Origin of the sequence: Curtobacterium sp. MCLR17_054 (genome assembly GCF_003234335.2) — a bacterium.
Lineage (GTDB): Bacteria > Actinomycetota > Actinomycetes > Actinomycetales > Microbacteriaceae > Curtobacterium > Curtobacterium flaccumfaciens.
On record NZ_CP126263.1, the window covers coordinates 2169502 to 2194154 of the forward strand.

Annotated in this window: 23 protein-coding genes; 4 read left to right on the top strand and 19 right to left on the bottom strand. The window is 71.0% G+C overall.

The window, feature by feature from the left end; all coding sequences use genetic code 11:
• Positions 1–150 precede the first annotated feature (150 nt).
• On the bottom strand, positions 151–1503 hold the full coding sequence (locus DEJ08_RS10370) for a replication-associated recombination protein A (RefSeq protein ID WP_084740335.1): 1353 nt from the start codon (positions 1501–1503) through the stop codon (positions 151–153).
• A gap of 132 nt (positions 1504–1635) precedes the next feature.
• Here DEJ08_RS10370 and DEJ08_RS10375 point away from each other — a divergent pair, with 132 nt between their 5' ends.
• Together DEJ08_RS10375 and DEJ08_RS10380 are read left to right on the top strand one after the other, a co-directional pair.
• The gene (locus DEJ08_RS10375; protein WP_111053968.1) at positions 1636–2448 is read left to right on the top strand and encodes a peptidylprolyl isomerase; all 813 of its coding nucleotides are present in this window, start codon (positions 1636–1638) and stop codon (positions 2446–2448) included.
• Positions 2449–2561: 113 nt separating this feature from the next.
• On the top strand, positions 2562–3794 hold the full coding sequence (locus tag DEJ08_RS10380; protein ID WP_110864584.1) for a DUF349 domain-containing protein: 1233 nt from the start codon (positions 2562–2564) through the stop codon (positions 3792–3794).
• A gap of 97 nt (positions 3795–3891) precedes the next feature.
• Here DEJ08_RS10380 and DEJ08_RS10385 read toward each other — a convergent pair whose 3' ends face one another.
• Genes DEJ08_RS10385 through DEJ08_RS10405 form a run of 5 tightly spaced genes read right to left on the bottom strand, consistent with a single transcriptional unit; the run spans position 3892 to position 7157 of the window.
• Positions 3892–4854, bottom strand: a complete 963-nt coding sequence (locus tag DEJ08_RS10385) for a bifunctional riboflavin kinase/FAD synthetase (RefSeq protein ID WP_111053969.1) — start codon at positions 4852–4854, stop codon at positions 3892–3894.
• Positions 4855–4862: 8 nt separating this feature from the next.
• On the bottom strand, positions 4863–5318 hold the full coding sequence (locus DEJ08_RS10390) for a hypothetical protein (RefSeq protein WP_071403708.1): 456 nt from the start codon (positions 5316–5318) through the stop codon (positions 4863–4865).
• Between the two features lie 45 nt (positions 5319–5363).
• Positions 5364–5729, bottom strand: coding sequence for a hypothetical protein (locus DEJ08_RS10395; protein WP_071403707.1), 366 nt, complete (start codon positions 5727–5729; stop codon positions 5364–5366).
• The gene (gene truB / locus DEJ08_RS10400) at positions 5726–6688 is read right to left on the bottom strand and encodes a tRNA pseudouridine(55) synthase TruB (protein WP_071244775.1); all 963 of its coding nucleotides are present in this window, start codon (positions 6686–6688) and stop codon (positions 5726–5728) included. The genes DEJ08_RS10395 and truB overlap by 4 nt, the downstream gene beginning before the upstream one ends.
• 22 nt (positions 6689–6710) lie before the next feature.
• Positions 6711–7157, bottom strand: a complete 447-nt coding sequence (locus DEJ08_RS10405; protein ID WP_111023071.1) for a hypothetical protein — start codon at positions 7155–7157, stop codon at positions 6711–6713.
• Between the two features lie 52 nt (positions 7158–7209).
• Between DEJ08_RS10405 and DEJ08_RS10410 the strand changes: the two genes are divergently transcribed.
• The gene (locus tag DEJ08_RS10410; RefSeq protein ID WP_502869400.1) at positions 7210–8136 is read left to right on the top strand and encodes an iron-sulfur binding domain-containing protein; all 927 of its coding nucleotides are present in this window, start codon (positions 7210–7212) and stop codon (positions 8134–8136) included.
• Here DEJ08_RS10410 and rbfA read toward each other — a convergent pair.
• The 12 genes from rbfA to DEJ08_RS10470 all read right to left on the bottom strand — a co-directional run bounded on the left by rbfA (position 8133) and on the right by DEJ08_RS10470 (position 22737).
• Positions 8133–8606: a 30S ribosome-binding factor RbfA gene (gene rbfA, locus DEJ08_RS10415; protein WP_111053970.1), complete on the bottom strand. Its 474-nt coding sequence runs from the start codon at positions 8604–8606 to the stop codon at positions 8133–8135. The genes DEJ08_RS10410 and rbfA overlap by 4 nt on opposite strands.
• Positions 8607–8719: 113 nt before the next feature.
• The gene (gene infB, locus DEJ08_RS10420) at positions 8720–11572 is read right to left on the bottom strand and encodes a translation initiation factor IF-2 (protein WP_110864590.1); all 2853 of its coding nucleotides are present in this window, start codon (positions 11570–11572) and stop codon (positions 8720–8722) included.
• 74 nt (positions 11573–11646) lie between these two features.
• A complete protein-coding gene (locus tag DEJ08_RS10425) occupies positions 11647–11958 on the bottom strand; it encodes a DUF448 domain-containing protein (protein WP_111053971.1) in 312 nt (103 codons plus the stop codon).
• Positions 11959–12026: 68 nt separating this feature from the next.
• Complete coding sequence (nusA, locus tag DEJ08_RS10430; protein WP_071414715.1) at positions 12027–13022, bottom strand: transcription termination factor NusA; 996 nt, start codon at positions 13020–13022, stop codon at positions 12027–12029.
• Positions 13023–13165: 143 nt separating this feature from the next.
• The gene (locus DEJ08_RS10435) at positions 13166–14917 is read right to left on the bottom strand and encodes a proline--tRNA ligase (protein ID WP_027465763.1); all 1752 of its coding nucleotides are present in this window, start codon (positions 14915–14917) and stop codon (positions 13166–13168) included.
• 489 nt (positions 14918–15406) lie between these two features.
• The gene (gene ispG / locus DEJ08_RS10440) at positions 15407–16561 is read right to left on the bottom strand and encodes a flavodoxin-dependent (E)-4-hydroxy-3-methylbut-2-enyl-diphosphate synthase (RefSeq protein ID WP_171907786.1); all 1155 of its coding nucleotides are present in this window, start codon (positions 16559–16561) and stop codon (positions 15407–15409) included.
• Positions 16562–16617: 56 nt separating this feature from the next.
• Entirely contained in the window at positions 16618–17178 is a 561-nt protein-coding gene (locus DEJ08_RS10445; protein WP_111053972.1) for a cysteine hydrolase family protein, read from the bottom strand.
• Complete coding sequence (locus DEJ08_RS10450; RefSeq protein ID WP_111053973.1) at positions 17175–18647, bottom strand: purine-cytosine permease family protein; 1473 nt, start codon at positions 18645–18647, stop codon at positions 17175–17177. The genes DEJ08_RS10445 and DEJ08_RS10450 overlap by 4 nt, the downstream gene beginning before the upstream one ends.
• 24 nt (positions 18648–18671) lie before the next feature.
• Entirely contained in the window at positions 18672–20006 is a 1335-nt protein-coding gene (locus tag DEJ08_RS10455; protein ID WP_181438933.1) for a M50 family metallopeptidase, read from the bottom strand.
• Positions 20007–20134: 128 nt separating this feature from the next.
• The gene (gene dxr / locus DEJ08_RS10460) at positions 20135–21247 is read right to left on the bottom strand and encodes a 1-deoxy-D-xylulose-5-phosphate reductoisomerase (protein ID WP_111053975.1); all 1113 of its coding nucleotides are present in this window, start codon (positions 21245–21247) and stop codon (positions 20135–20137) included.
• Positions 21248–21249: 2 nt separating this feature from the next.
• Complete coding sequence (locus tag DEJ08_RS10465; RefSeq protein WP_071404621.1) at positions 21250–22221, bottom strand: FKBP-type peptidyl-prolyl cis-trans isomerase; 972 nt, start codon at positions 22219–22221, stop codon at positions 21250–21252.
• 6 nt (positions 22222–22227) lie between these two features.
• On the bottom strand, positions 22228–22737 hold the full coding sequence (locus DEJ08_RS10470; protein ID WP_111053976.1) for an OsmC family protein: 510 nt from the start codon (positions 22735–22737) through the stop codon (positions 22228–22230).
• A gap of 34 nt (positions 22738–22771) precedes the next feature.
• Between DEJ08_RS10470 and DEJ08_RS10475 the strand changes: the two genes are divergently transcribed.
• Complete coding sequence (locus tag DEJ08_RS10475; RefSeq protein WP_111053977.1) at positions 22772–23764, top strand: asparaginase; 993 nt, start codon at positions 22772–22774, stop codon at positions 23762–23764.
• Between the two features lie 68 nt (positions 23765–23832).
• Here the strand turns inward: DEJ08_RS10475 and DEJ08_RS10480 are convergent, their stop codons facing one another.
• Positions 23833–24603, bottom strand: a complete 771-nt coding sequence (locus tag DEJ08_RS10480; protein ID WP_111053978.1) for a hypothetical protein — start codon at positions 24601–24603, stop codon at positions 23833–23835.
• Positions 24604–24653: the final 50 nt, after the last annotated feature.

Sequence of the window (24653 nt, forward strand, 5' to 3'; positions counted from 1 at the left end):
GATGAGCCTGTGGGATCGGACGGCTACAGTCCGAACCTCTGCCCCCGTACCACCGGAGTGGCACTCTGTCCTCGACGCAGCCGTGCTCGAGGACCAGGACGTAGGCCCGGCAATGCTAGCAGCATCGGGGCGAGCGCAGAAGCACCGACACTAGTGGCCGCGGGTGATCTTCCGGAGTCGTTCGAGCCGCGGCCCGACCTCGCGCTCGTAGCCGTTGGCCGTCGGCGTGTAGTACTCGGTGCCCTCGAGGGCGTCCGGCAGGTACTGCTGCTCGGCGACCCCGTGCTCGGCGTCGTGGGAGTAGACGTACCCCTTGCCGTGCCCGAGGCGCTTGGCCCCGGCGTAGTGCGCGTCGCGCAGGTGCATCGGGACCGTGCCCATCCGCCCGGCCTTGACGTCGGCCATCGCCTGGTTGATGCCGTTGTAGGCGGCGTTCGACTTCGGCGCCGTCGCCAGGTAGACGACCGCCTCGGCCAGCGGGATCCGCCCCTCGGGCATCCCGATGAGCTGGACGGCCTGGGCAGCGGCGACCGCGATGGGGAGCGCCTGGGGGTCGGCCATGCCGATGTCCTCGGACGCGGAGATGATGATCCGCCGCGCGATGAACCGGGAGTCCTCGCCGGCCTCGATCATCCGGGCGAGGTAGTGCAGGGCGGCGTCGACGTCGCTCCCCCGCACCGACTTGATGAACGCGCTGATGACGTCGTAGTGCTCGTCGCCCTGTCGGTCGTAGCGCAGCAGGGCCCGGTCGACCGCGGCCGCGACGGTGTCGGCGTCGACGACGGGCACGGTGTCGTCGTCCTCGTCCTGCGCGGCGGTGGCCGACGCCGCCGCGGCCTCGAGCGCGGTCAGGGCACGTCGGGCGTCGCCGGACGCGAGGCGGATGATCGCACTGCGGGCTTCGTCACCGAGGACGACGGCACCGCCGAGCCCGCGGGGGTCCTCCACCGCGCGGTCGACCAGCATGCCGAGGTCGGGATCGGTGAGCGGTTTGAGCGTCAGGAGCAGCGAGCGGGACAGCAGGGGCGAGATGACCGAGAACGACGGGTTCTCGGTGGTGGCGGCGATCAGGATGACCCACCCGTTCTCGACGCCGGGCAGCAGGGCGTCCTGCTGGGCCTTGCTGAACCGGTGGATCTCGTCGAGGAACAGCACCGTGGTCGACCCGTACAGGTCGCGGTGGGTCAGCGCCTTCTCCATGACCTCGCGCACGTCCTTCACGCCGGCGGTCACGGCGGAGAGCTCGACGAACTCGCGACCGGACTGCCGTGCGATGGCCTGCGCCAGCGTGGTCTTGCCGGTGCCCGGCGGTCCCCACAGGATCACGGAGACCCCGCCGGGGTTCTCACGCGTGCCGGTGGCGAGCTGCACCAGGGGCGAACCCCGGCCGAGCAGGTGCTGCTGACCGGCGACCTCGTCGAGGCTGGTGGGGCGCATCCGGACGGCGAGCGGGACGGAACCCTGCGCGAGACCGGCGCGACCACCCGTGGTGGGCGCGTGCATTCCCGAACGATCCGCTGCCATCCTGCAATCGTAGGCCGGTCCACCGACGCAGGCCGCGCCTCCCGCCAGGTGGTGGTGGTGACCGTTCGGCTACGCTCGTTGCACACTGCGACGAGAGGGCAGACCAGCACCGTGGCACCGAAGAACCCAGCGCGTGACAACCGAGAGGCGCGCGAGCGCCTCCGCCTCTACCAGGCCCGCCAGGGCCTCCACGAGCGGCAGCGACGCCGCCGCGTGCGGGACAACCTGATCGGTGCCGGCGCCCTCGTCCTCGTCGCGGCCCTCGCCACCGGGTCACAGCTCGCCTTCGCCGGCTCGAGGGGGTCGGACGCCCCGGCCCCGAGCGCCTCCACGTCGTCGACGGCCACGCCGTCGGCCAGTGCCACGGCCGGCAACACCGGCGACGTGCCGAGCAAGTCGATCGCGAAGGGCGCGACCTGGACCGGCACGCTCACACTCAACAAGAGCATCGACCTCGGCATCGAGCTGGACGGTGCCAAGGCGCCGCAGGCCACGAGTGCCGAGATCTCGCTGATCCGTGAGCAGTTCTACAACGGCACCACCTGCCACCGGCTCGCCGACAGCGACGGCCTGAAGTTCCTGCAGTGCGGCTCCGCGAACGGCGACGGCACCGGCGACGCCGGCTTCGAGTACGGCCCGCTCGAGAACGTGCCGGAGGACGGCGTCTACGAGAAGGGCACGATCGCGATCGCGCGGTCGGACTCCCCGTACTCGCAGTCGACGCAGTTCTTCATCGTCTACGGGGACACCACGCTCGACGGCTCCACGGGCGGCTACACGGTCGTCGGCAAGGTCACGAGCGGGCTGTCCGAGCTCGAGTCGAAGATCGCCGCGAAGGGCATCGCGTCCCCCGGCAGCGACGGCACCGGTGAGCCGAAGGTGGCGACGAAGATCACCGACGCGACCATCGCGGAGCAGAAGTAGTCCACAACCCGTCGCACCGGTCGGGCGGCGGAGCCCGTCCGTGCAATAGGCTGACGACCTGACCGTGCCGACGGTGACGTCGGCGATGCACGACCACGATCGAGGCGAGACCTGTGGGATCTGACGAAGCAACGACCTGGGGGCGGGTCGACGAGAACGGGACCGTGTACGTCCGGTACGAAGAGACCGAACGTGCTGTCGGTGAGTACCCGGACGCCACCCCCGAAGAAGCCCTCGCCTACTTCGCGCGGAAGTACGCCGACCTCGAGGGGCAGGTGAAGATCGCCGAGCAGCGCGTCCAGCGCGGTGCGTCGGCGAACGACGTCGCCCGGACGGTCGAGCACCTGACGGCCCTGGTCGCCGACGCGCGCGTGGTGGGTGACATCAAGTCGCTCGAGACCCGCGTGGGCGTTCTCGCCGAGCAGCTCGGCTCGCTCACCAAGGAGCAGGCGGAGCAGGCGCAGCAGGCCCTGCAGGACGCCCTGGCGCACCGCACCGCCCTGGTGGAGGAAGCCGAGGCACTCGCCGCGGTGGACCCCGCACGCGCGCAGTGGAAGCAGATCACGGCGCAGCTCGACGACGTGTTCGCGCGCTGGCAGCAGCACCAGCACGACGGGCCGCGGATCCCCAAGAACGAGGCGAACGACCTGTGGAAGCGGTTCCGCGCAGCGCGGTCCACCGTCGACCAGCACCGTCGTGCCTTCTACTCCGAGCTGGACGCACAGCACCGTGACGCCCGGACCCGCAAGCAGGAGCTCGTGGCGCAGGCCGAGGCCCTCGCGCCCCGCGGTTCCGACGCGATCCCGGACTACCGCCAGCTCCTCGACGACTGGAAGAACGCCGGGCGCGCCGGCAAGCGGCACGACGATGCACTCTGGGCGCGCTTCAAGGCCGCCGGAGACGTGCTGTTCGAGCAGCGCCACGCCGAGAGCGCAGCCGAGAACGAAGAGTTCTCCGCCAACCTCGAGGCGAAGCAGGCCCTGCTGACCGAGGCCGAGCCGCTCCTGCAGGCGACCGACCGGGTCGCCGCGCGCAAGACCCTCACCGGCATCCAGCGCCGGTGGGACGAGATCGGCAAGGTCCCCCGCGGCGACGTCCGTCGGGTCGAGGACCGCCTGCGTGCGATCGAGGACCACGTCCGTGGGCTCGAGGACGCGCACTGGAAGGAATCGAACCCGGAGCGCAAGGCCCGTCAGAACGGCCTCGCGAGCCAGCTGGAAGACGCGATCGGCAAGCTCCAGTCCGAGCTCGCCGCGGCGCAGGCCACCGGTGACGCCCGGAAGATCAAGGACGCGCAGGAAGCCCTCGACGCCCGCAAGATCTGGCTCGACGCCCTGGGCGGCTGAGCTTCCGCAGCACGAACGACGCCCCCGTGACCGATGGTCACGGGGGCATCGTCGTACGGGGGCGTCGTCGTACGGGGGAACCAGTGTGCTCGGCAGGTCAGACCGGCGCGGGCAGTCCGAGCAGCAGCCGGATGTCCAGATCGTCCTGCCGCATCTGCGCGGCGAGCTCGTCCATCGACGAGAACTTCACCATGCCGCGCACGTACGACACGAAGAGCACCGAGATCCGATCGCCGTACAGGTCGATGTCGACGTCGAGCAGGTGCGCCTCGATCTGCTTCGCCGGCACACCCTCGAACGTCGGGTTGTTGCCGACCGACACCGCTGCCGGGTAGACGGTGCCGTCGTGCAGCACCCGGGCGGCGTAGACACCGTCGGCGGGGACGAAGCCCTCGCACGCCGGGTCGAGGTTCGCGGTGGGGTACCCCATCGCCCGGCCGCGCTGGTTGCCGTGCACCACGACGCTCCGCACGGCGTGTTCCCGCCCGAGGAGTCGAGCGGCCTCGGCCACGCGGCCCTGGCCCAGGAGCTCACGGATCCAGGTGGAGGACACCCGGCGCTCACCGTCGGGTCGGACGTCGTCGATGAGGTCCACGTCGTCGATGAGCTCGACGGTGAAGCCGTGCTGCTCCCCCAGGGTCCGCAGCAGCGCGACGTCACCGGCGCCCTTCGCACCGAAGCGGAAGTCGCTGCCGACGAAGACGAGCCGGGCGTGCAGGGTGTCGACGAGGATCTCGGACACGAACGCCTCGGGCGACTTCGACTGCAGTTCCTGGTCGAACCGGAGCAGCAGGGTGGCGTCGACCCCGGCGTCCTCGAGCAGTTCGCGGCGCTGCGCGGTGCTCGTCAGGGCCGGCGGGACGTGCGGCGGGTCGATGACGTTGAGCGGGTGGCGGTCGAACGTGACCACGGTGGCCACGAGGTCGTGCTCGCGGGCGGCGCGCTCGAGGTGTGCGATGACGGCTCGGTGCCCGACGTGCACGCCGTCGAACTTGCCGATGGTGACGGCGCTCGGGCCGAACCCGTCCGCCACGTCGGCGGTGTCCTCGTAGAACTGCACGGTGGCTCCTACTCGCTCGCCGGGGCGGTGGACGAGGACGCAGCCGGTGCCGACGGCTCGGTGACCGCGGTGCGGTGGTGCTTGCGGAGCCACCAGAGCCCGGCGATCGGCAGGACGAGCGGCGCGAAGGCGTAGCCCAAGCCGTAGTACGACCAGATGGTGTCGTCGGGGAACAGCTGGCGGTCGAACAGCGACAGGGTGCCGATGACGAGCACGCCGGTCATCTCGAACACGATCGTGACGCAGGCGACCCGGTACCAGAACCGGCCGGGCACGATGAGGGCGATCATCGCGACGATGTAGACGACGGCAGCGATGGCACTGAGCGTGTAGGCGAACGGTGCGAACGAGAACTTCTCGATGATCTGCACGACGCTGCGTCCGGTCGCCGCCAGCGCGAGGATGCCGTACACGGCGATGAGGACGCGGCCGATGCCGGTCGCGAGTGAGGATCTGGTCGCCATTGCACCGATTCTACCGACGCGCGGCTGCGCGCATGACCTCCGGCGTCAGTTCAGCGCGAACCAGATCTGGTACATCCGGTAGACCATCACCGCGACGGTGAAGGCCCCGGCGCCGAGCACCACGGTGCTCCACTTCGTGCGGTCGATCAGTGCCCACACGACCGCGGCCGGCGGGACGAGCAGGACAGAAACGGCGTACACCCCGAACTCGAGCGCGTTGCCGTCGGGCGGACTGCCCGTCGCCGGCAGCACGATCGAGATGACGCCCTGCGCAAGGAGCAGCAACTCGATGAGCACGAGCGCGCCGACCGTGTAGTCGTTCGGCTTCCAGCCGATGAACCCCACGACGACCGCGAAGAGCCCCACCACGACGGCGAGCACCAGCTGCACCCACATGTACCACTCGATCACGCGCGGGCTCCGGTCTGCGAGGAGGACGACGCACCGGGCGTCGGGAAGTTCGTGATGACCCGGAGCAGCCCCCGGCGGACGGAGACGAGGCCGACCAGCCGGTCGTCGGACGCGGTGACCGCTGCCACCGGTCCGTCCGAGTCGGGGTGCTCGGCCGCGACACGCTTGCCGTCGGTGAGGTCCTTCGCCGAGGCTGCGTCGAGCGTCACCGACGAGAAGAGTCGCCGGGCGATGTCCGCCGGACGTGCGAGCGCGGCGCGGACGTCGACGGCGTCGTCCTCGAGGTCGATGGCGTCCTGCACGTCGAACGGTCCGACGCGGGTCCGACGGAGGGCGACGAGGTGCGCCCCGGTGCCGAGGGCAGCGCCGACGTCACGGGCGAGCGCACGGACGTAGGTGCCCGACGAGCAGGTCACGACGACGTCCAGGTCCACCACGGCGACGTCGGTGCCGTCGACCGCGACGGTCCGCTCGTTCCGCGTCGTCACGTCGAACTGCGAGACGGTCACCGTGCGGGACTTGAGCTCCACCGCCTCGCCCTTGCGCGCCAGGTCGTAGGCACGGCGCCCGTCGACCTTGATCGCACTGACCGTAGACGGGACCTGGTCGATCACGCCGCGCTGTGCTGCGACGGCGGTCTCGACGGCGTCGTCCGAGACGTCGGCAGCGGCCACACCGACAGCAGCGGTCGGCGTGCCGTCGGCATCGTCGGAGTCCGTGGAGACACCGAGCCGGATGGTCGCCGTGTAGGTCTTGTCGAGGCCCACCAGGTGCGTGAGCAACCGGGTGGACGGCCCGATACCGAGCAGCAGCAGCCCCGTCGCCATGGGGTCGAGGGTGCCGGCGTGGCCGACCTTCTTCAGGCCGAGACGCCGACGGGCGATGGAGACCACCCGGTGGCTGGAGATCCCCTGCGGTTTGTCGACGAGGAGGATGCCGTCCGGCGCGGTTTCGAGCACCAGGCGAGATTACCAGCGCCGGTCAGCAGGCGTCGTTCCACTCGCGGCGGGGGTGCTCGGGATCGGTGACGTCGAGCACCGCGGAGGCCGCGATCTTCACGTCGGCACGACGCTCGAGTCGGCCGGACTCCTGCTCGACCCACAGCGACCAGCGCCACAGGGTACGGACCCCGGGGGCCAGGATGCCCCGCCCGTGCACGATCAGGACACCGTCACCGGCTCCGGTCGTGCGGAAGGGCGTCACCAGGTCGGACCGGAGCGTGTCCTGGTCGGCCGACGGCGCGGCGGCCGCCATCGCGGAGATCCCGTGCTGCTCGAATCCGGTGACGAGCGCGGCCGCGACCCGCTCGAGGTCGGTGCCGTCCTGCCCGTCGATGCCGATGACGGTGCGGTTCGTGCCGACCTGCGCGATCGCCTCTGCGGCGATCGCAGCCATCGTGTCGGTCTCTTCGGGTGCCCAGCGTGCCATGCGTCCACCGTAGGCTGTCGAGGTGAACGCGAGTCGGGCCTCCAGACCGGATGTGGACAAACCGACCGCGCGACGCGGAGTGCAGGAGCCGGCCACGCCGGAACGGCCCGACATCGCGACCCCGCTGATCGCGTGGTTCCGGCAGCAGGCGCGGGACCTGCCGTGGCGCCGCCCCGGCTTCCCCGCGTGGGGGACGCTCGTCAGCGAGATCATGCTGCAGCAGACGCAGGTCGCGCGCGTGGTCCCCCGACTGGAGGCGTGGCTCACCCGGTGGCCGACGCCTCGCGACCTCGCGGACTCGCCCCCGTCCGAGGCGGTGCGTGCCTGGGACCGGCTCGGCTACCCGCGACGCGCGCTCGCGCTGCACGCGGCGGCGACCGCGATCGCGACCCACCACGGCAACGTCGTGCCGCGCGACGTCGACGCGCTGCTCGCCCTGCCGGGCATCGGCGACTACACCGCGCGGGCCGTCGCGGTCTTCGCGTACGGCGACCGGCACCCGGTCGTGGACGTCAACGTGCGCCGCGTGCTCGCACGTGCGGTCCTCGGCCAGGGCGAACCCGGGCCGGCGAAGGCGAAGCAGGACCTCCCGCTCATGGAGTCCGTGCTGCCGGCGGACCGCGACGACGCCGCCGCCACGAACGCCGCCGTGATGGAGCTCGGCGCGCTGGTGTGCGTGTCCCGCTCCCCCGCGTGCGATGCGTGCCCGATCGCGGAACGCTGCGCGTGGCGTGCGGCCGGGTACCCGGAGCACGACGGGCCGCGGGCTCCGCGGCAGGCGAAGTTCGCCGGCAGTGACCGCCAGGTGCGCGGCCTGATCATGGCCGAGCTGCGCGCCAGCGATGTGCCGGTCACCCGGTCCGAGATCGAACCGGTGTGGCCGGACGCCGACCAGCGGGACCGGGCGCTCGCGTCGCTCCTGCGTGACGGACTGGCCGTCGGGGACGACGCGAGCGGCTACCAGCTGCCCGGGGTCTAGGAACGCGGCTCGGCGGAGCCGTCGGTCTCGGCAGCGTCGTCGTCGTCCTCGTCCTCGTCGCGCTTGTACGGGTCGGCGTCGCCGGCGTACGTCGCACCGACCGAGGCTGCGCGGACCTGCTCGTCGCGCACCTGGGCCTGCACGAGCAGGTCCTCCATGTGCGCCGAGGTCTCGGGCAGGGCGTCGGCGATGAACTCGAGCGACGGCGTGAGCCGGGCGGTGATGTTCTTGCCGACCTCGGACCGGAGCATGCCGGTCGCGGCCTTGAGCGCCGCGGCGGAGTCCGCACGCTCCTCGTCGGTGCCGTACACGGTGTAGAAGATCGACGCGTGCTGCAGGTCACCGGTCACACGGACGTCGGTGATCGTGACGAACCCGAGTCGCGGGTCCCGCAGACCCTTGTCGATTCGACGTGCGACGACTTCCTTGATGCGGTCCGCCATCTTGCGTGCGCGCTGCGGATCGGCCATTGGGTGCCTCCTGAGGCAGTGGCGGGACGCTTCCCGCCGGTGGTCCTGCGTGGGAAAGGGGTCGGGCCCCGGCCTCCCGCGTGGGGAGGCCGGGGCCCAGAGGAGTCACGCGATCAGTCGCGCGGCTTCTCGACGAGTTCGGTCGTCTCGACCTCGTCGCCGATCTGGATGTCGTTGAACTTGCCCAGACCGATACCGGCTTCGAAGTCCGTGCGGACCTCGGTCACGTCGTCCTTGAAGCGACGCAGTGACTCGATGGCCAGGCCATCGGCGACCACCACACCCTCGCGGATGACGCGCGCCTTGGCGTTGCGCGTGATCGTGCCGGAGCGGACGATGACACCCGCGATGTTGCCGAACTTCGAGGAACGGAACACCTCGCGGATCTCGGCGACGCCCGACTGGACCTCTTCGTACTCGGGCTTGAGCATGCCCTTGAGGGACTGCTCGATGTCGTCGAGTGCGTTGTAGATGACCGAGTAGAAGCGCACGTCGATGCCTTCGCGCGCCGCACGCTCACGGGCCTTGACGTCCGGACGGACGTTGAAGCCGATGACGATGGCGTTGTCGATCGTGGCGAGGTCGATGTCCGACTCCGTGATCGCACCGACACCGCGGTGCAGGATGCGGAGCTGGACGCTGTCGTCGACCTCGATGTCCAGGAGCGACTGCTCGAGTGCCTCGACGGCACCGGAGACGTCACCCTTGATGATGAGGTTGAGCGACTCGACCTTGCCCTCTTCGAGCGCACGGGTGAAGTCCTCGAGCGAGATGCGCTTGCGCGACTTCGCCAGCAGGGCGTTGCGCTCGGCGGCTTCACGCTTCTCAGCGATCTGACGCGCCGTGCGGTCCTCTTCGGTGACGAGGAACGTGTCACCGGCGCGGGGCACCGAGGACAGACCCTGCACCTGGACCGGGCGGCTCGGCGTCGCAGCCTTGACCGCGACCCCGTTCTCGTCCGTCATCGCACGGACTCGGCCGTAGGCCGTACCCGCCACGATGGCGTCACCGACGTGGAGCGTGCCGGACTGGATGAGGACCGTGGCGACTGCACCGCGACCCTTGTCGAGCCGGGCCTCGATCGCGACACCACGGGCGTCCTTGTCGGGGTTCGCACGCAGGTCGAGACCGGCGTCCGCGGTGAGCAGCACGGCGTCCAGGAGCTCCTGGATACCGATGTTCTGCCGCGCCGACACGTCGACGAACATGACGTCGCCGCCGTACTCCTCGGCCACCAGGTTGTACTCGGTGAGCTGCTGGCGGACCTTGGCGGGGTTCGCGCCTTCCTTGTCGATCTTGTTGACCGCGACGACGATCGGCACACCGGCCGACTGCGCGTGGTTCAACGCCTCGATGGTCTGCGGCATGATGCCGTCGTCCGCCGCGACCACGAGGATCGCGATGTCCGTCACCTGGGCACCACGGGCACGCATGGCCGTGAAGGCCTCGTGACCCGGGGTGTCGATGAAGGTGATCGGGCGGTCGATGCCCTCGTGCTGCGCGACGATCTGGTACGCACCGATGTGCTGGGTGATGCCACCGGCCTCGCCCTCGACGACCTTCGAGTTGCGGATCGCGTCGAGGAGGCGGGTCTTGCCGTGGTCGACGTGACCCATGACGGTGACCACCGGCGGCCGCTGCTGCAGCACGTCGTCGTCTTCGTCCTCGAGTTCTGCGTCGAGGTCGATGTCGAAGCCCTCGAGGAGCTCCTTGTCCTCGTCCTCGGGCGAGACGATCTGGATCTTGTAGCCCAGCTCGTCACCGAGGACCTCGAACGTGGCCTCGTCCAGCGACTCGGTCGCGGTCGCCATCTCACCGAGGTGGAACAGCACCGTCACGAGGTTGCCGGGCATGGCGTCGATCTTGTCCGCGAAGTCCGAGATGCTCGCACCACGACGGAGTCGGACGACCGTGTTGCCGTCGCCACGAGGGACCTGCACACCGCCGAGCGACGGGGCCTGACGCATCTCGTACTCGGCGCGCTTCGTCCGCTTCGACTTGCGGGCACGGCTCTTGCCGCCACCGCGACCGAACGCACCGGCGGTACCACCACCGGGGCCACGACCACGGCCACCGCCACCGGCGGGACGCGGGCCGCTGAAGGCCGGACGCGGGAAGCCACCACCGGCACCGCCGCCGGCACCCGGACGGGCACCGGGGCCGCCACGGCCACCACCCTGGCCCGGGCGCTGCCCGAAGCCGTTGGGACGGTTGCCCTGACCGGGACCACCCGGACGCGGAGCACCCGGACGGGGCGTGCCCGGACGCGGGGGCTGCGGACGCGGGATGCCACCGCCACCGGCTGCGCCGGCGGCCGGGCGCTGGCCCATGCCCTGGTTGGACGAGTACGGGTTGTTGCCGGGGCGCGGCGGGCGCGAGCCCATGCCCTGGTTCGACGAGTACGGGTTGTTGCCCGGACGTGCACCGGGCTTGGGGCCACCCGGCTTCGGACCGGCTGCCGCGGGAGCCTTCGGGCTGGTGCCCGGCTTCACGGCGTCGGACTTCGGAGCAGCGTCGGTCGACCCGCCTGCCTGCTCGGCGGCCTGCTTCTCAGCGGCCTGCTTCTCGGCGCGGGCCTTCTGCGCTGCCTCGGCCTCGGCCTGTCGCTGGGCGACGGACTTCGGTGCGGCCGGCGCGGGGACGTCGGCAGCGGGTGCTGCCGGTGCCTCGGGCTCGGGAGCCGGTGCCGGACGAGCCGGACCCGGACGGGGGCCGCCGGGCTTGGGTGCACTCGACTTCGGCGCGCTGGCCTTGGCGGGTGCGCTCGGCGCGGAGGCCGAGGCGGCGGGCTTCGCCGCGGGGGCGCCGTCTGCCTGGAGGGCGGCACGGAGCTTCCGTGCCACGGGGGGCTCGATGCTCGAGCTGGCACCCCGGACGAACTCGCCGAGCTCCTTGAGCTTCTCGAGTGCGGTCTTGCTGTCGACGCCGAGTTCGCTTGCGATCTCGTGTACGCGTGGTTTAGCCACTGTTCTCCTTCACGGGTCCCACCCCGTGAAGGGGCAGGACTCAATGGATGACGGGTCTCATTTCGAGCCGCTCATCAGTTGTCCATAAGCCGTTCAGCCTGTTCTGTCATGTCCGGGCGCTCGGCCGGTTCCTGTGGGAGACCGACGATGTGGTCGAGCACCGCGGACGTGTCGGGATCGCGATCCAACCGGAGCGCACGGCGGAAAGCCCTGCGCTTGACGGCCAGATCGTAGGCATCGACGGTCGGTGTGAGCCACGCTCCCCGGCCCGGCATGACTGCCTTCGGATCCGCCACGACACGGCCATCGCTCAGGGCGAAGACTCGGAGGAGGGAGGATCGGGAAGCGCGACGACGACTGCCGATGCACGTTCTGACGGGAACCACTCTACTCCTTGCCTCGGACGTGCGCGATCCGGCGCGCCCTCGCAGGGCGCGCCGGGAGCGAAATCGTCCTAGTCCTCGCCGTCCAGGATGGAGTCCGGCTGGATGTCGATGCGGGCACCGGTGAGCTTCGCGGCGAGGCGGGCGTTCTGCCCCTCCTTGCCGATCGCGAGCGACAGCTGGTAGTCCGGCACGAGCGCGCGGACGGCCTTCGTCGAGGCGTCGAGCACGAACGCGCTGGTCACCTTGGCCGGCGACAGGGCACTCGCGACGAACGATGCGAGGTCGGACGAGTAGTCGACGATGTCGATCTTCTCGGCACCGAGCTCGTTCGTGACGGCCCGGACACGTGCGCCGAGCTCGCCGATGCAGGCACCCTTCGCGTTCACGCCGGGCTCGTTCGCCTTGACGGCGATCTTCGTGCGGTGGCCGGCCTCGCGGGCGAGCGAGGTGATCTCGACGACACCGGACGCGATCTCCGGGACCTCGAGTGCGAAGAGCTTCCGGACGAGGCCCGGGTGCGTGCGCGACACGATGATCTGCGGGCCCTTGTTGCCGCGGGCGACGCTCGTCACGTAGACGCGGATGCGGGAGCCGTGCTTGTAGGACTCCCCCGGAACCTGCTCTTCGGGCGGCAGGATCGCCTCGATCGTGCCGAGGTCGACGTGCACCATCTTCGGGTTCGGGCCCTGCTGGACCACGCCTGCGACGATGTCACCTTCCTTGCCGCGGAACTCGCCGAGGATCTTGTCGTCGCCGATGTCGCGCAGGCGCTGGTTGATGACCTGCTTCGCCGCGAAGGCCGCGATGCGTCCGAAGTCGCTCGGCTGGTCGACGGCTTCACCGATGACGGTGCCCTCGTCGTCCAGCTCGGGGACGTAGACGCTGACCTCGCCGGACTTGCGGTCGAGCTCCACACGCGACTGCGCGTGGGCTGGCTCGCCGTTCTCGTCGGCGTGCTTCTGGTAGGCGGTCAGGATGGCAGATTCGATGATCTGGACGAGCTCGTCGAACGGGATCTCCCGCTCGCGCTCCATGAGTCGCAGGACTGCGAGATCGATCTTCACCGAGGTGCCTCCGTATTCAGATGAGTCGCTCCTGCGGGGTGGAACTGCGCAGAAGTCGGCCACAAGCGTACCCCAGAACCAGGAGACGGACAGGAGGCCCGTGGCGGCGTCGCCACGGGCCTGCCGTCCGTCAGGGGTCGCGTCTAGATCGCGCGGACCGCGTCGAGCAGGTCGGCCACCGGCACGTCGCGGCGGTCGCCGGTCGCGCGGTCCCACAGCTCGACGACGCCCTCGGCGGCGCCGCGGCCGGCGACGACGACGATCGGCATGCCGAGCAGCTCGGCGTCACGGAGCTTCACGCCGGGCGAGACCTTCGGGCGGTCGTCGTACAGCACGTCGAACCGCTCGCCCTCGAGCTCGGCGACGACGGACGCCGCCAGCTCGTAGGCGACCTGGTCACGGCCGGTGGCGACGATGTGCACGTCGAACGGTGCGACGTTCTTCGGCCAGACCAGGCCCTTCTCGTCGTTGTGGGACTCGGCCAGGATCGCGAGGATGCGGGTCACACCGATGCCGTACGAGCCCATCGTGACCGTCGCGAGCTTGCCGTTCTCGTCCTGCACCTTGAGACCGAGCGCCTCGGCGTACTTGCGGCCGAGCTGGAAGACGTGCCCGATCTCCATGCCGCGCGCGGTCTCGAGGGGGCCGGAGCCGTCCGGGGACGGGTCACCCGCGCGGACGTCGGAGACCTCGACGACACCGTCGGCCACGAAGTCACGGCCGGCGACGAGGCCGGACACGTGCACGCCGCGCTCGTTGGCGCCGGTGATCCAGCTCGTGCCGTCGACCACACGCGGGTCGACGAAGTAGCGGAGGCCGGTGGCGCTGTCGGCGCCGAGGACCTGCGGGCCGATGTAGCCCTTCACCAGGCCCCGGTGCTTCTTGAAGTCGTCGTCACCGGCGGCCTCGACCTCGGCCGGGGCGAACGACACCTCGGCGCGCTTCAGGTCGACGTCACGGTCACCGGGCAGGCCGACGACCACGACCTCGCGCGTGCCGTCGAGGTGGGTGAGCGCGAGGACGACGTTCTTCAGCGTGTCCGCCGCGGTCCACGGCGCGCCCTCGCGCGGCGCGACCTGGTTCGCGTGGGCGACGAGCGTGTCGATCGTCGGGGTGTCCGACGCCGGCAGCAGCACGGGCTCCGGCTGGCCCTCGATCGGCAGCGACTCGGGGACGGGGGTGACGTACGCCTCGACGTTGGCCGCGTAGCCGCCGGCGCTGCGGACGAAGGTGTCCTCGCCGACGCCGATCGGGTGCAGGAACTCCTCGGACTTCGAGCCGCCCATCGCGCCGGCGTCGGCCTTGACGATGACGTAGTCGAGGCCGAGGCGGGCGAAGATCTTCTCGTACGCGTCGCGCATGACCTGGTAGCTGCGCTCGAGGCCCTCGTCGGTGAGGTCGAACGAGTACGCGTCCTTCATGGTGAACTCGCGGCCGCGCAGGAGTCCGGCGCGGGGCCGGGCCTCGTCGCGGTACTTGTCCTGGATCTGGAACAGCGTGACCGGCAGGTCCTTGTAGGACGAGTACAGGTCCTTCACCAGGAGCGCGAACATCTCCTCGTGCGTGGGGGCGAGCAGGTAGTCGGACCCCTTGCGGTCCTGCAGGCGGAACATGCCGTCGCCGTACTCGGTCCAACGGTTCGTCGCCTCGTACGGCTCACGGGGCAGGAGCGCGGGCAGCAGGACCTCCTGCGCACCGGCTGCGACCATCTCGTCGCGGATGATCGCCTCGATCTTGGCGCGCACCCGGAGGCCGAGCGGCAGCCAGGCGAAGATCCCCGGGGACTGGCGACGGACGTACCCGGCGCGGACGAGCAGCTTGTGGCTCGTCACCTCGGCGTCGGAGGGGTCGTCGCGGAGCGTACGGAGGAACAGATGCGAAAGCCGTGTGACCACGGGGCAAGCCTAGTGGCGACGGGCCGACGGCGCGGGTTCGCTGCGGTGTCCCCGCCGCTGGGCGCGAGCGGCGCCGCTCGGCACGGTGCGCGGTTCGCTGGCTCGTGCGGCGGCAGCCGCTGCGTGCGCGCCTGCAGGCTCGCACGGGGCGGTCAATCCGGCGGCCGCTCGCGAAGTCCGCACCGTGCGGAGGGGATGCGCGTCGAGCAGCTGCAGCGGGCCTCCGGGCCGGTCCGCGGTGCGTCGCCCGCATCGGCCGCGCCGCGGGCGACGCGGAGCGGAGCCGCACGGTGCGAGGTTCATCGGCCGGTGCGGCACCAGCCGCTGCGTGCGCGCCTGCAGCCTCGCACCGGGCGATCAACCCGGCGGCCGCTCGCGAAGCGCGCACCGTGCCGACCGGCGCTGGCGCCGGCACCAGCACCGCACGACGACGGACCGGAGGCCCGGTGCCAGCTGGCACCGGGCCTCCGGTCCGGAGGGTGGTCGCGCCTACGGCGCCATGATCACCTGGGGCGTGCCGGTGGCGGCGGCCGGACCCATCTCGTCCGCGATGCGGTTCGCCTCGTTGATGAGGGTCTGGACGATCTCGGCCTCGGGCACGGTCTTGACGACCTGGCCCTTGACGAAGATCTGCCCCTTGCCGTTGCCCGAAGCGACGCCGAGGTCGGCCTCGCGCGCCTCGCCCGGGCCGTTCACGACGCAGCCCATGACGGCGACGCGGAGCGGGACGGTCATGCCCTCGAGTCCCTTGGTGACGTCGTTCGCGAGCTGGTAGACGTCGACCTGCGCGCGACCGCAGCTCGGGCAGGAGACGATCTCGAGCTTGCGCTCGCGCAGGTTGAGCGACTGCAGGATCTGCAGGCCGACCTTGACCTCCTGCGCGGGCGGGGCGGAGAGCGACACGCGGATGGTGTCGCCGATGCCCTCGGCCAGCAGGATGCCGAACGCGGTGGCGCTCTTGATCGTGCCCTGGAACTCCGGGCCGGCCTCGGTCACGCCGAGGTGCAGCGGCCAGTCACCGGCGGCGGCGAGCTGCCGGTAGGCCTTGACCATCACGATCGGGTCGTTGTGCTTGACCGAGATCTTGAAGTCGTGGAAGTCGTGCTCCTCGAACAGGGAGGCTTCCCACACGGCGGACTCGACGAGCGCCTCGGGGGTGGCCTTTCCGTACTTCTGCAGCAGGCTCGGCTCGAGCGACCCCGCGTTCACGCCGATGCGGAGCGAGACGCCGGCGTCCTTGGCGGCCTTGGCGATCGCGCCGACCTGGTCGTCGAACTTGCGGATGTTGCCCGGGTTGACGCGGACGGCGGCACAGCCGGCGTCGATCGCCTGGAAGACGTACTTCGGCTGGAAGTGGATGTCGGCGATCACGGGGATCTGCGACTTCTTCGCGATGATCGCCAGCGCGTCGGCGTCGTCCTGCGTGGGGACGGCGACCCGGACGATGTCGCAGCCCGAGGCCGTGAGTTCGGCGATCTGCTGCAGCGTCGCGTTGATGTTGGTGGTCTGCGTCGTGGTCATCGACTGCACGGACACCGGGGCGTCGCCGCCCACGAGCACCTTGCCGACCCGGATCTGCCGCGACTTGCGACGCGGAGCGAGGGTTTCGGGGGACTTGGGCATACCGAGGTTGACTGCGGGCACGTGAGCACTCTACGCGCTCGGTCTGACCGTGCCGGGTCCGGTCCCCGTGCGTCCGTTCAGAGCTCCCTGACCGAGTCGACGACCGTGATCAGCGGGGCGTAGAGCCGCATCACCGCGAGCGCGCGGTCGTGGTCCTCGTCGGTCGCGCCGGCGCAGGCGTCCGCCACGACGGTCACGGTCGCACCGGCGTCGGCCGCGGCCAGCGCGGTCGACAGCACGCAGCAGTCGGTCGACACCCCCGTGAGCACCAGGTGCGGGTGGTCGCCGACGACGGCCTGGAGGCTCGTCCCCCACTTGCCGAAGGTCGGTTCCGTCACGACGGGGTCGTTCCGGTCCGCGGCGGCCGACGCGAAGGGCTCGGTGAGCGCGTACAGCGGGTCGGCGTCCGGCACCAGCGCGAAGGGCCAGTCGCGGTAGTACGGCACCCACGCACCCTCGGGCTCCGCCGGAGCCACGAAGCGGGTGAAGACCGTGCGGCCCGTGAACCGCGGCAGGAGCCGCTCGATGCCGGCGCCGGCGTGGTCGTACCGCGGGGCGGCCCACGGGTTCTCGCCGGTGAAGACCTGCTGCATGTCGATCACGACGAGCCAGGCGTCGTCGGGGATCTCCGCGCTCATCGCAGGTCGTCCGGGGTGGCGAGTGCTTCCTGCCGGCGGATCGAGCCGCGCGCGAACAGCAGCGTGCCGAGGAACCCGACGACCAGGGCGACGAGGACGCCGAGGTTTGCGTAAGCCCACGGCCCCTCGCGTCCGCCGAGGCCGAACGGGCCGAGCAGGTAGCCCTGCCACGTCAACCACGCGGGCGACGAGAGCGTCACGAGTCCCCAGCCCAGGGCCGTGCCGACCAGGACCAGCGCGATCGCGCCCCACCGGACGTCACCGTAGCGGCCGCGACGGTCGTCGAGCTCGGACTCCGCGTAGGCGCGTCGGCGCAGCAGGACGTCCGCGACGAAGATGCCGGCCCACACCGCGATCGGCACGCCGAGGGTGATCAGGAACGCCTGGAACGGCTTCGCGAAGCTGGTCGCGAAGAAGGCGATGTACACGGCGCCGGCGACCATGAACGCTCCGTCGACCCCGGCGGCGACCGGCCGCGGGATCTTCACGCCGACGCTCAGCAGCGCGAGGCCCGACGAGTAGATGTCGAGGACCGCTCCCCCGACGAGCCCGAGGATCGCCACGATCGCGAACGGGATGAGGAACCAGATCGGCAGGATGGTGGTGAGCGCGCCGATCGGGTCGTCCTGGATGGCGGCGTTCAGGTCCGGCGACGACCCGGCGAGCAGGACCCCGAAGACCACGAGGATCGCCGGGGCCAGCGCGCCGCCGAAGGTCGTCCACCCGACGACCCCACCGGTGGACGCGGCCCGCGGCAGGTACCGGGAGTAGTCGGCAGCAGCGTTCACCCAGCCGAGGCCGAAGCCGGTCATCACCAGGACCAGGGCCCCGATGACCTGCTGACCGCTGCCGGACGGCATCGCGGCGATCGCGGCGAAGTCGATGGAGGGCACCGCGAGCACGATGTAGACGACGGTGAGCACCCCCGTGATGACCGTGATCCAGGTCTGCAGGCGCATGATCACGTCGAAGCCCGCGACGCCGGCCCCGACCACGAGCGCGGCGACGACGACCAGCGCGACGACCTTCGTCAGCACCCCGCCGTCCCAGCCGAGCTCGGTGAAGACCGTCGAGGTCGCCAGGACCGCCAGTGCGGCGAGCGAGGTCTCCCACCCGACGGTGAGGATCCAGCTGAGGAACGAGGGCACCCGGTTGCCCCGCACGCCGAACGCCGCACGGCTCAGCACCATCGTCGGCGCCGACCCCCGCTTGCCGGCGATCGCGACCACGCCGCACAGCAGGAACGAGAACACCACCCCGACGACCGAGACGGCGGTGGCCTGCCAGAAGGAGATGCCGAACCCGATGACGAACGCCCCGTAGGCGATGCCGAGCACGGAGATGTTGGCGGCGAACCACGGCCAGAACAGTCCCCGTGGGGTGCCCCTCCGATCGGACTCGGCGATGACGTCGAGGCCCTGGCGCTCGACGGTGCGAACCTCGGGAGGGTTCGGGGCGGCTGTGGTCATCCGCTGAGCGTAGCGCCGGAGCGACTACCCGAACAGGTTCACCGGCCGCACGATGTCGGCGTAGATGAGCAGCGCGCTCATCCCCGCCAACAGCACCACGACGACCATCGTCAGCGGCATCGTCTTCGCCAGGTCGATGGGCCCCGGATCGGCCTTGCCGACGAGCTTGAACGACCGTCGCTTGATCGCTTCCCAGAGCGCACCAGCGATGTGTCCGCCGTCGAGCGGCAGCAGCGGCACCATGTTCAGCACGAACAGGCCGATGTTGAGCGAGGCCAGCAGCCCGAGGATCGTGTACGCCTTGTCGACGACGGGGACGCCGCTCATCGACGAGACCTCGCCGATCGCGCGGCCCACGCCCACCACCGACACGGGGCTGTCCTGCGACCGCTCCTGGGCACCGAACGCGGCGTTCCACACGGCGACCAGGCGCTGCGGCAGGTCGATGATCAGGTGCGCCGACGCCGCGATCTGGGCGCCGGTCGCGGGCAACACCTCGGCCGGGGACTGCCGCACCAGGGACTGCCCGATGCTGACGCCGACCACGCCGACGCGCTGGGTCTTCGTGGTGCCGTCGTCGTTCTTGACGACCTTGCCCTCGGCGTCGTAGACGTCGCGGGTGGCGGTCGTCGGGGTGATCTCGAGGGTCTTCCGGGCACCGTCGCGCTCGACGACCACGGTGACCTGCTCACCGGCGGACTCCTGGAAGACCTCGGAGACGCGGGTGATCGTGGGGTCCTGCTCGCCGTTCACCGAGAGCACGACGTCGCCGGACTCGATGCCGGCCTGCTTCGCCGGGGACACCGCGTCGCCGGGCGAGCACTCGGTCGTCTGGCTGTTCGGCAGCACGCACCCGACGCTCGACGTGAAGGTCGTCGTCGGCGCCCCGAACCCGCACAGCAGCACACCGAACAGCACGATGCCGATCACCAGGTTCATCGCCGGGCCCGCGACCATCACGATGATCCGCTTCCACGGCGTCAGGCGGTAGAAGGCGCGCGAGTCGTCCCCGCCGGAGTCCGCGATCTGCTCGGCGCTGGCCTGGCGGGCGTCCTGCACGAACGCGCCGTACATGCCGGTGTTCGTGATGGCGTTCGCCCGGCCCGAGGCGCGCGGCTTGAGCATGCCGACCATCGAGATGTACCCACCGAGCAGGATCGGGCGGATCCCGTACTCGGTCTCACCCCGCGTGAACGACCACATCGCCTTGCCGAAGCCCAGCGAGTACTGCGTCACCTTGACGTTGAAGAGCTTCGCGAAGGACAGGTGCCCCAGCTCGTGGAGTCCGATCGAGACCAGCAGGCCGATGATGAAGACGACCACGCCGAGGACGAAGAGCAGGACGGATTCGACGGTCACCGGGAAAGAGTACGGGACTGATTCCATGACGGAGCCGAGCGCCGTCTGAGAGGCGAGCTGGGCCTCCAGGCCGGTGCGTCACGTCCGCGGTCTGCCGCCTCCGCGTCGGACGGGAGGCGCGACTCCCGTCAGCGGGTCAGCGCGCGGTCCGCAGCGGTGCGGGCCCACTGCTCCGCCGCGAGCACGCCGTCGAGTGACGGCTCCCCCGCGGTGTGCTCCTCGACGACGCGCTCGACCGTGTCGACGATGTCCAGGAAACCGATCGCGCCAGCGTGGAACGCGGCGACGGCCTGCTCGTTCGCGGCGTTGAACACGGCCGGGAACGTCCCGCCCAGCTCGCCCACCCGCTTGGCGAGGGCGACGGCGCCGAAGGCGTCCTGGTCGAGCGGCTCGAACGTCCACGTGCTCGCGGCCGACCAGTCGAGCGGCACGCCGACGCCGGGCACCCGGTCCGGCCAGGCCAGGCCGAGCGCGATCGGCAGACGCATGTCCGGCGGCGACGCCTGGACGATGGTGGAACCGTCGACGAACTCGACCATCGAGTGCACGATCGACTGCGGGTGCACGGTGACGTCGATGCGGTCGTACGGCACGTCGAAGAGCAGGTGGGCCTCGATGACCTCGAGCCCCTTGTTGACCAGGGTCGCGGAGTTCGTCGTGACGACGAGACCCATGTCCCAGGTCGGGTGCGCCAGTGCCTGGGCGGGGGTGACGTCGCGGAGCTGCTCGCGGGTGCGCCCACGGAACGGACCGCCACTCGCCGTCAGGACGAGCCGCTGCACCTCGGCGTCGGCGCCGGAGCGCAGCGCCTGCGCGATGGCGGAGTGCTCGCTGTCCACGGGCACGATCTGCCCGGGCGCCGCGGCCTGCTGCACGAGGGAGCCGCCGACGATCAGGCTCTCCTTGTTCGCGAGGGCGAGCACGGCACCGCTCTCGAGCGCCGCCAGCGTCGGGCCGAGGCCGACCGAGCCGGTGATGCCGTTCAGGACGACGTCGGCCTCGACGCTCCGGACGAGCTGCTCCGAGTCGGCCGCGCCGAACGCCGTGTCGCGGACGCCGAACCGGGCGGCCTGTTCGGCGACGAGGTCGCGGTTGCTGCCGGCGGTGAGCCCGACGACCTCGAACCGGTCGGGGTTGCGGGCGACGACGTCGAGCGCCTGGGTGCCGATCGAGCCGGTGCTGCCGAGGACGACGATGCGCCGACGATCAGGACCGGTGGTGCCGAGGCGGCCGTCCGTCACGGTCAGCCCTTGGCGAGGATGTCGACCACGAAGACGAGCGTGGCGTTCTTCGGGATGCCCGAGCCCTCCTGCGGGTTCGCGCCGTAGGCGTCCTCCGGCGTGGCGACGATCAGGACCTGCGAGCCGACCTTCTGCCCGACGAGCCCGGTGACGAAGCCCTTGATGAGCGCGCTCTCCGACACGGTGAAGGTGGTGGGGACACCCTTCGACCACGAGGAGTCGAACTCCTTGCCGGTGTCGTAGACGACGCCCTTGTACTGCACGAGTGCGGTGTCGCCGTCGGCGATCTCGGTGCCGTCGCCCTGCTTGAGCACCTCGACCGTGGTCTTCGTGGGCGCCTTCACACCATCGGGGACCGTGATCTCCGGCTCGCCCGAGGCCTTGTCCTTGACCGTGGGCAGGCCCGGGTCCTGGTCCTGCGGGGTGCCGGTCGCCTTGGTCGGGGTCTGCGCGACGACGTCGGCGACCACGACGATCTCACCGCCGGTGTTGAAGCCGAGTGCCGAGGACTGTCCGACCGCGGCGACGCGGTCGCCCACCTTCGAGCAGGCGAGGAGCGCACCGAAGCCCGATCCGCCGACGGAGAGCACCTGCGGGTTGCCCTCGTCGAAGCCGACGGTGCCGAGCTTCTTGGCGTCCGATGCCTCGTACACGCTGTAGGAGACCTGCGCGTAGTCGCCCTCGTCGAGCGCCGCGCCCTTGCCCTTCACGAGGCGAGTGGCCTGCGGCGTCTTCGCGGACAGACCGGACGAGAACTTCACGGTCGGGGCCTTCGGACCACCGAACGACCCGGTCGCCTTGATGGCGTCTGACGACTTGCCCGGGTCGGGGCAGGAGGTGATCGCCGAGGCCGTGGCACTGGCCGACGGGGTCGGCGAGGCCGAGGACCCGTTCGAACCGGAGCCGGAGCAGGCGGCGAGTCCCAGCACGACGGCGGGGACGATGGCGATCGGGAGCAGGCGGAGACGCTTCACGAGGACCTAGTCTGCCCCACCTGTCGAAGAGTCCCCTGCCAATGACGCAGGTCGGACGACCAGCTGCGGCTCGTGGTGCACCGGGAACGCCACGGACCGCGCGATGAAGCAGAGCTCGTTCGCGGTGACGTGTGCGGCTTCGGCGTCCGCGGCCCGGTCGGCTTCGAGGATGGTGACGACCGGGTGCAGGGTCGCCTCGGTCAGTTCACCCGAACCGTCGCGGTTCAGGCGGAGCGACGCGGTCGCGGTGTCCTGGTAGTCGACGACGGTGAAGCCCTTCGTCACCGCGACGTGCAGGTAGCTGAGCATGTGGCACTGGGCCAGCGCCGCGACCACCATCTCCTCGGGGTTCCAGCGGTCACGGTCCCCGCGGAACGTCGGGTCGGCGGAGCCGGGGACGTCGGGCTTGCCGGTCGCCGAGACCACGTGTTCGCGTCCGTAGTCGCGGTACCCGGAGGTGCCGGTCCCGCGGTCGCCGGTCCAGCTGACGGAGACCTCGTAGGAGTGGTCGTGCACGGGTGCGCCCCTTCGCCTTGGCTAGCATGGCGGCATGACGGTGAGCCCCGAAGTCCGCAGTGATCGCCATCCTCTCACCGCCGACGGTTCCGTCGAGCTGGCGGTGCTCGAACGCTCAGGGTTCGACGAGAGCCGGCACGTCGGCGCCGGAGTCGTCGTCGACGCGAGCGGCACCGTGATCGACTCCGTCGGCGACGTGACCGCGAGCATCTACCCGCGTTCCACCATGAAGCCGTTCCAGGCCCTGGCCGTCCGACGTGCCGGTGCGCTGTTCTCCGACGAGGAACTCGTCCTCACCACCGCGAGCCACGCCGGCACTGCGGCGCACCAGGCGCTCGCCCTGCACATGCTCGAGTCCTTCGACCACGTCGAATCCGACCTCGGCTGCCCGCCCGACATGCCCTTCGACCGCGGGACCGCCCGCACGATGGACGGCCCCCGTCGCCTGGCGATGAACTGCTCCGGCAAGCACGCCGGCATGCTCGCGGCCTGCCGGGTGAACGGGTGGGACGAGGCCACGTACCTCGACATCGAGCACCCGCTGCAGCAGCGGGTGCGTTCCGTGGTCGAGGAGTACACGCACGAGACCGTCGACCTGGTCGGTACGGACGGCTGCGGCGCCCCCGTGTTCCCGCTCACCCTGACGGGGTTGGCACGCGGGTTCGCCGGTGTGGTGGCACGGGCCGACGACGACTCCGCTGCGCTGACCGACGCGGTCCTGGCGCACCCGTGGGCGATCGACGGCGTCGGACGCGCGAACACGGTCACCATCGAGCGACTGCAGGTGCTGGCGAAGCTCGGTGCCGAGGGCGTCATGGTCATGGGGTTGCCCGGAGGTGCGGCCGTGGCCGTGAAGGTGCTCGACGGCTCGCAGCGGGCCGGCACCCTGGCGGCCCTGGCGCTGCTCGAGCGGAACGGGCTCGTGGCGTCGGACGGGGTGGCCGAGGTGCTCGAGGCGACGGGTGAGCGGGTGCTCGGTGGTGGCGTGCCCGTCGGCGTGGTGCGGGTCGGGGCCGGGCTGCGATGATCGTTGCTCGGCGCTGGTCGAGCGTGGGCGCTGATCAAGCGTCGGCGCTGGTCATCGATCGGAGCTGGTCATCGATCGGCGCTCACCGGGTCGGGGACGAGGACCGGCAGCGCCGGGGACACCCGGACGACCGCGTGGTCGTCGGGTTGACGGACGGAGCAGCCGTACCGTGAGACCTCGACGGTGACGTCCCGCTGACGAGGCGCCGATCCGAGTCCGGCCACGAGCACCACGGAGCCGTGCGGTCGGCCGTCGGCACCGATCCGCACCGCGACCGAGGTCCCCGACGGCAGGGCGTGCACTGACAGCGTGCTCGCTGCCCGGGTGCTCGCTGACCGGGCGCTCGGGGCTGGATCGGCGCTGCTGGTCCCCACGGCGTCGATGACCTCGGGAGCAGCGGCCCAGCGCAGATCTTCGTCGGTGTGGACGGCAGCGGCTCGGAGCTGCTCGGCGAGCCCGCGGTACACCGCGACGGCGAGTGCTCCGGCACCGACGACCACGACGTGGGACGCGGCGTCGACCCGGACCACGCGGCCGCCCGGACCGTGCCCGAGGACGAGTGCCGGCGTGCCGTCGCCGTCCTCGGGAACGGTGCCCGTCGGCGTTTCCGGCAAACCGAGCGGTCCGGGCTCGGCGGGCTGGTCAGGTCCGCGCGGAGCGACGACCGCGACCGGGTCCGGCGAGGCCGAACGGTGCAGCACCACGTCGACCAGCGCGCAGCACGCACCCGCGCCGAGCAGGACGCCCTGCCCCGCGCCGCTGATCGGCGCGAGGACCCCGGCCACGACGAGCGCGACCGCGGCCCCCACGATCACGCAACGTGCGGTGAACCGGGACATGCCCCCATCGCACCAGGAACGAGCAGCTCAGCGCTGGCCCGGGACCCGAT

Bases quoted from the DNA above. Each gene is read 5' to 3' on its own strand.
- DEJ08_RS10370 (WP_084740335.1), bottom strand. From the start codon at position 1,503: ATGCACGCGCCCACCACGGGTGGTCGCGCCGGTCTCGCGCAGGGTTCC.
- DEJ08_RS10390 (WP_071403708.1), bottom strand. From the start codon at position 5,318: ATGGCGACCAGATCCTCACTCGCGACCGGCATCGGCCGCGTCCTCATC.
- DEJ08_RS10405 (WP_111023071.1), bottom strand. From the start codon at position 7,157: ATGGCACGCTGGGCACCCGAAGAGACCGACACGATGGCTGCGATCGCC.
- rbfA (WP_111053970.1), bottom strand. From the start codon at position 8,606: ATGGCCGATCCGCAGCGCGCACGCAAGATGGCGGACCGCATCAAGGAA.
- DEJ08_RS10445 (WP_111053972.1), bottom strand. From the start codon at position 17,178: ATGAGCGCGGAGATCCCCGACGACGCCTGGCTCGTCGTGATCGACATG.
- DEJ08_RS10450 (WP_111053973.1), bottom strand. From the start codon at position 18,647: ATGACCACAGCCGCCCCGAACCCTCCCGAGGTTCGCACCGTCGAGCGC.
- DEJ08_RS10475 (WP_111053977.1), top strand. From the start codon at position 22,772: ATGACGGTGAGCCCCGAAGTCCGCAGTGATCGCCATCCTCTCACCGCC.
- DEJ08_RS10480 (WP_111053978.1), bottom strand. From the start codon at position 24,603: ATGTCCCGGTTCACCGCACGTTGCGTGATCGTGGGGGCCGCGGTCGCG.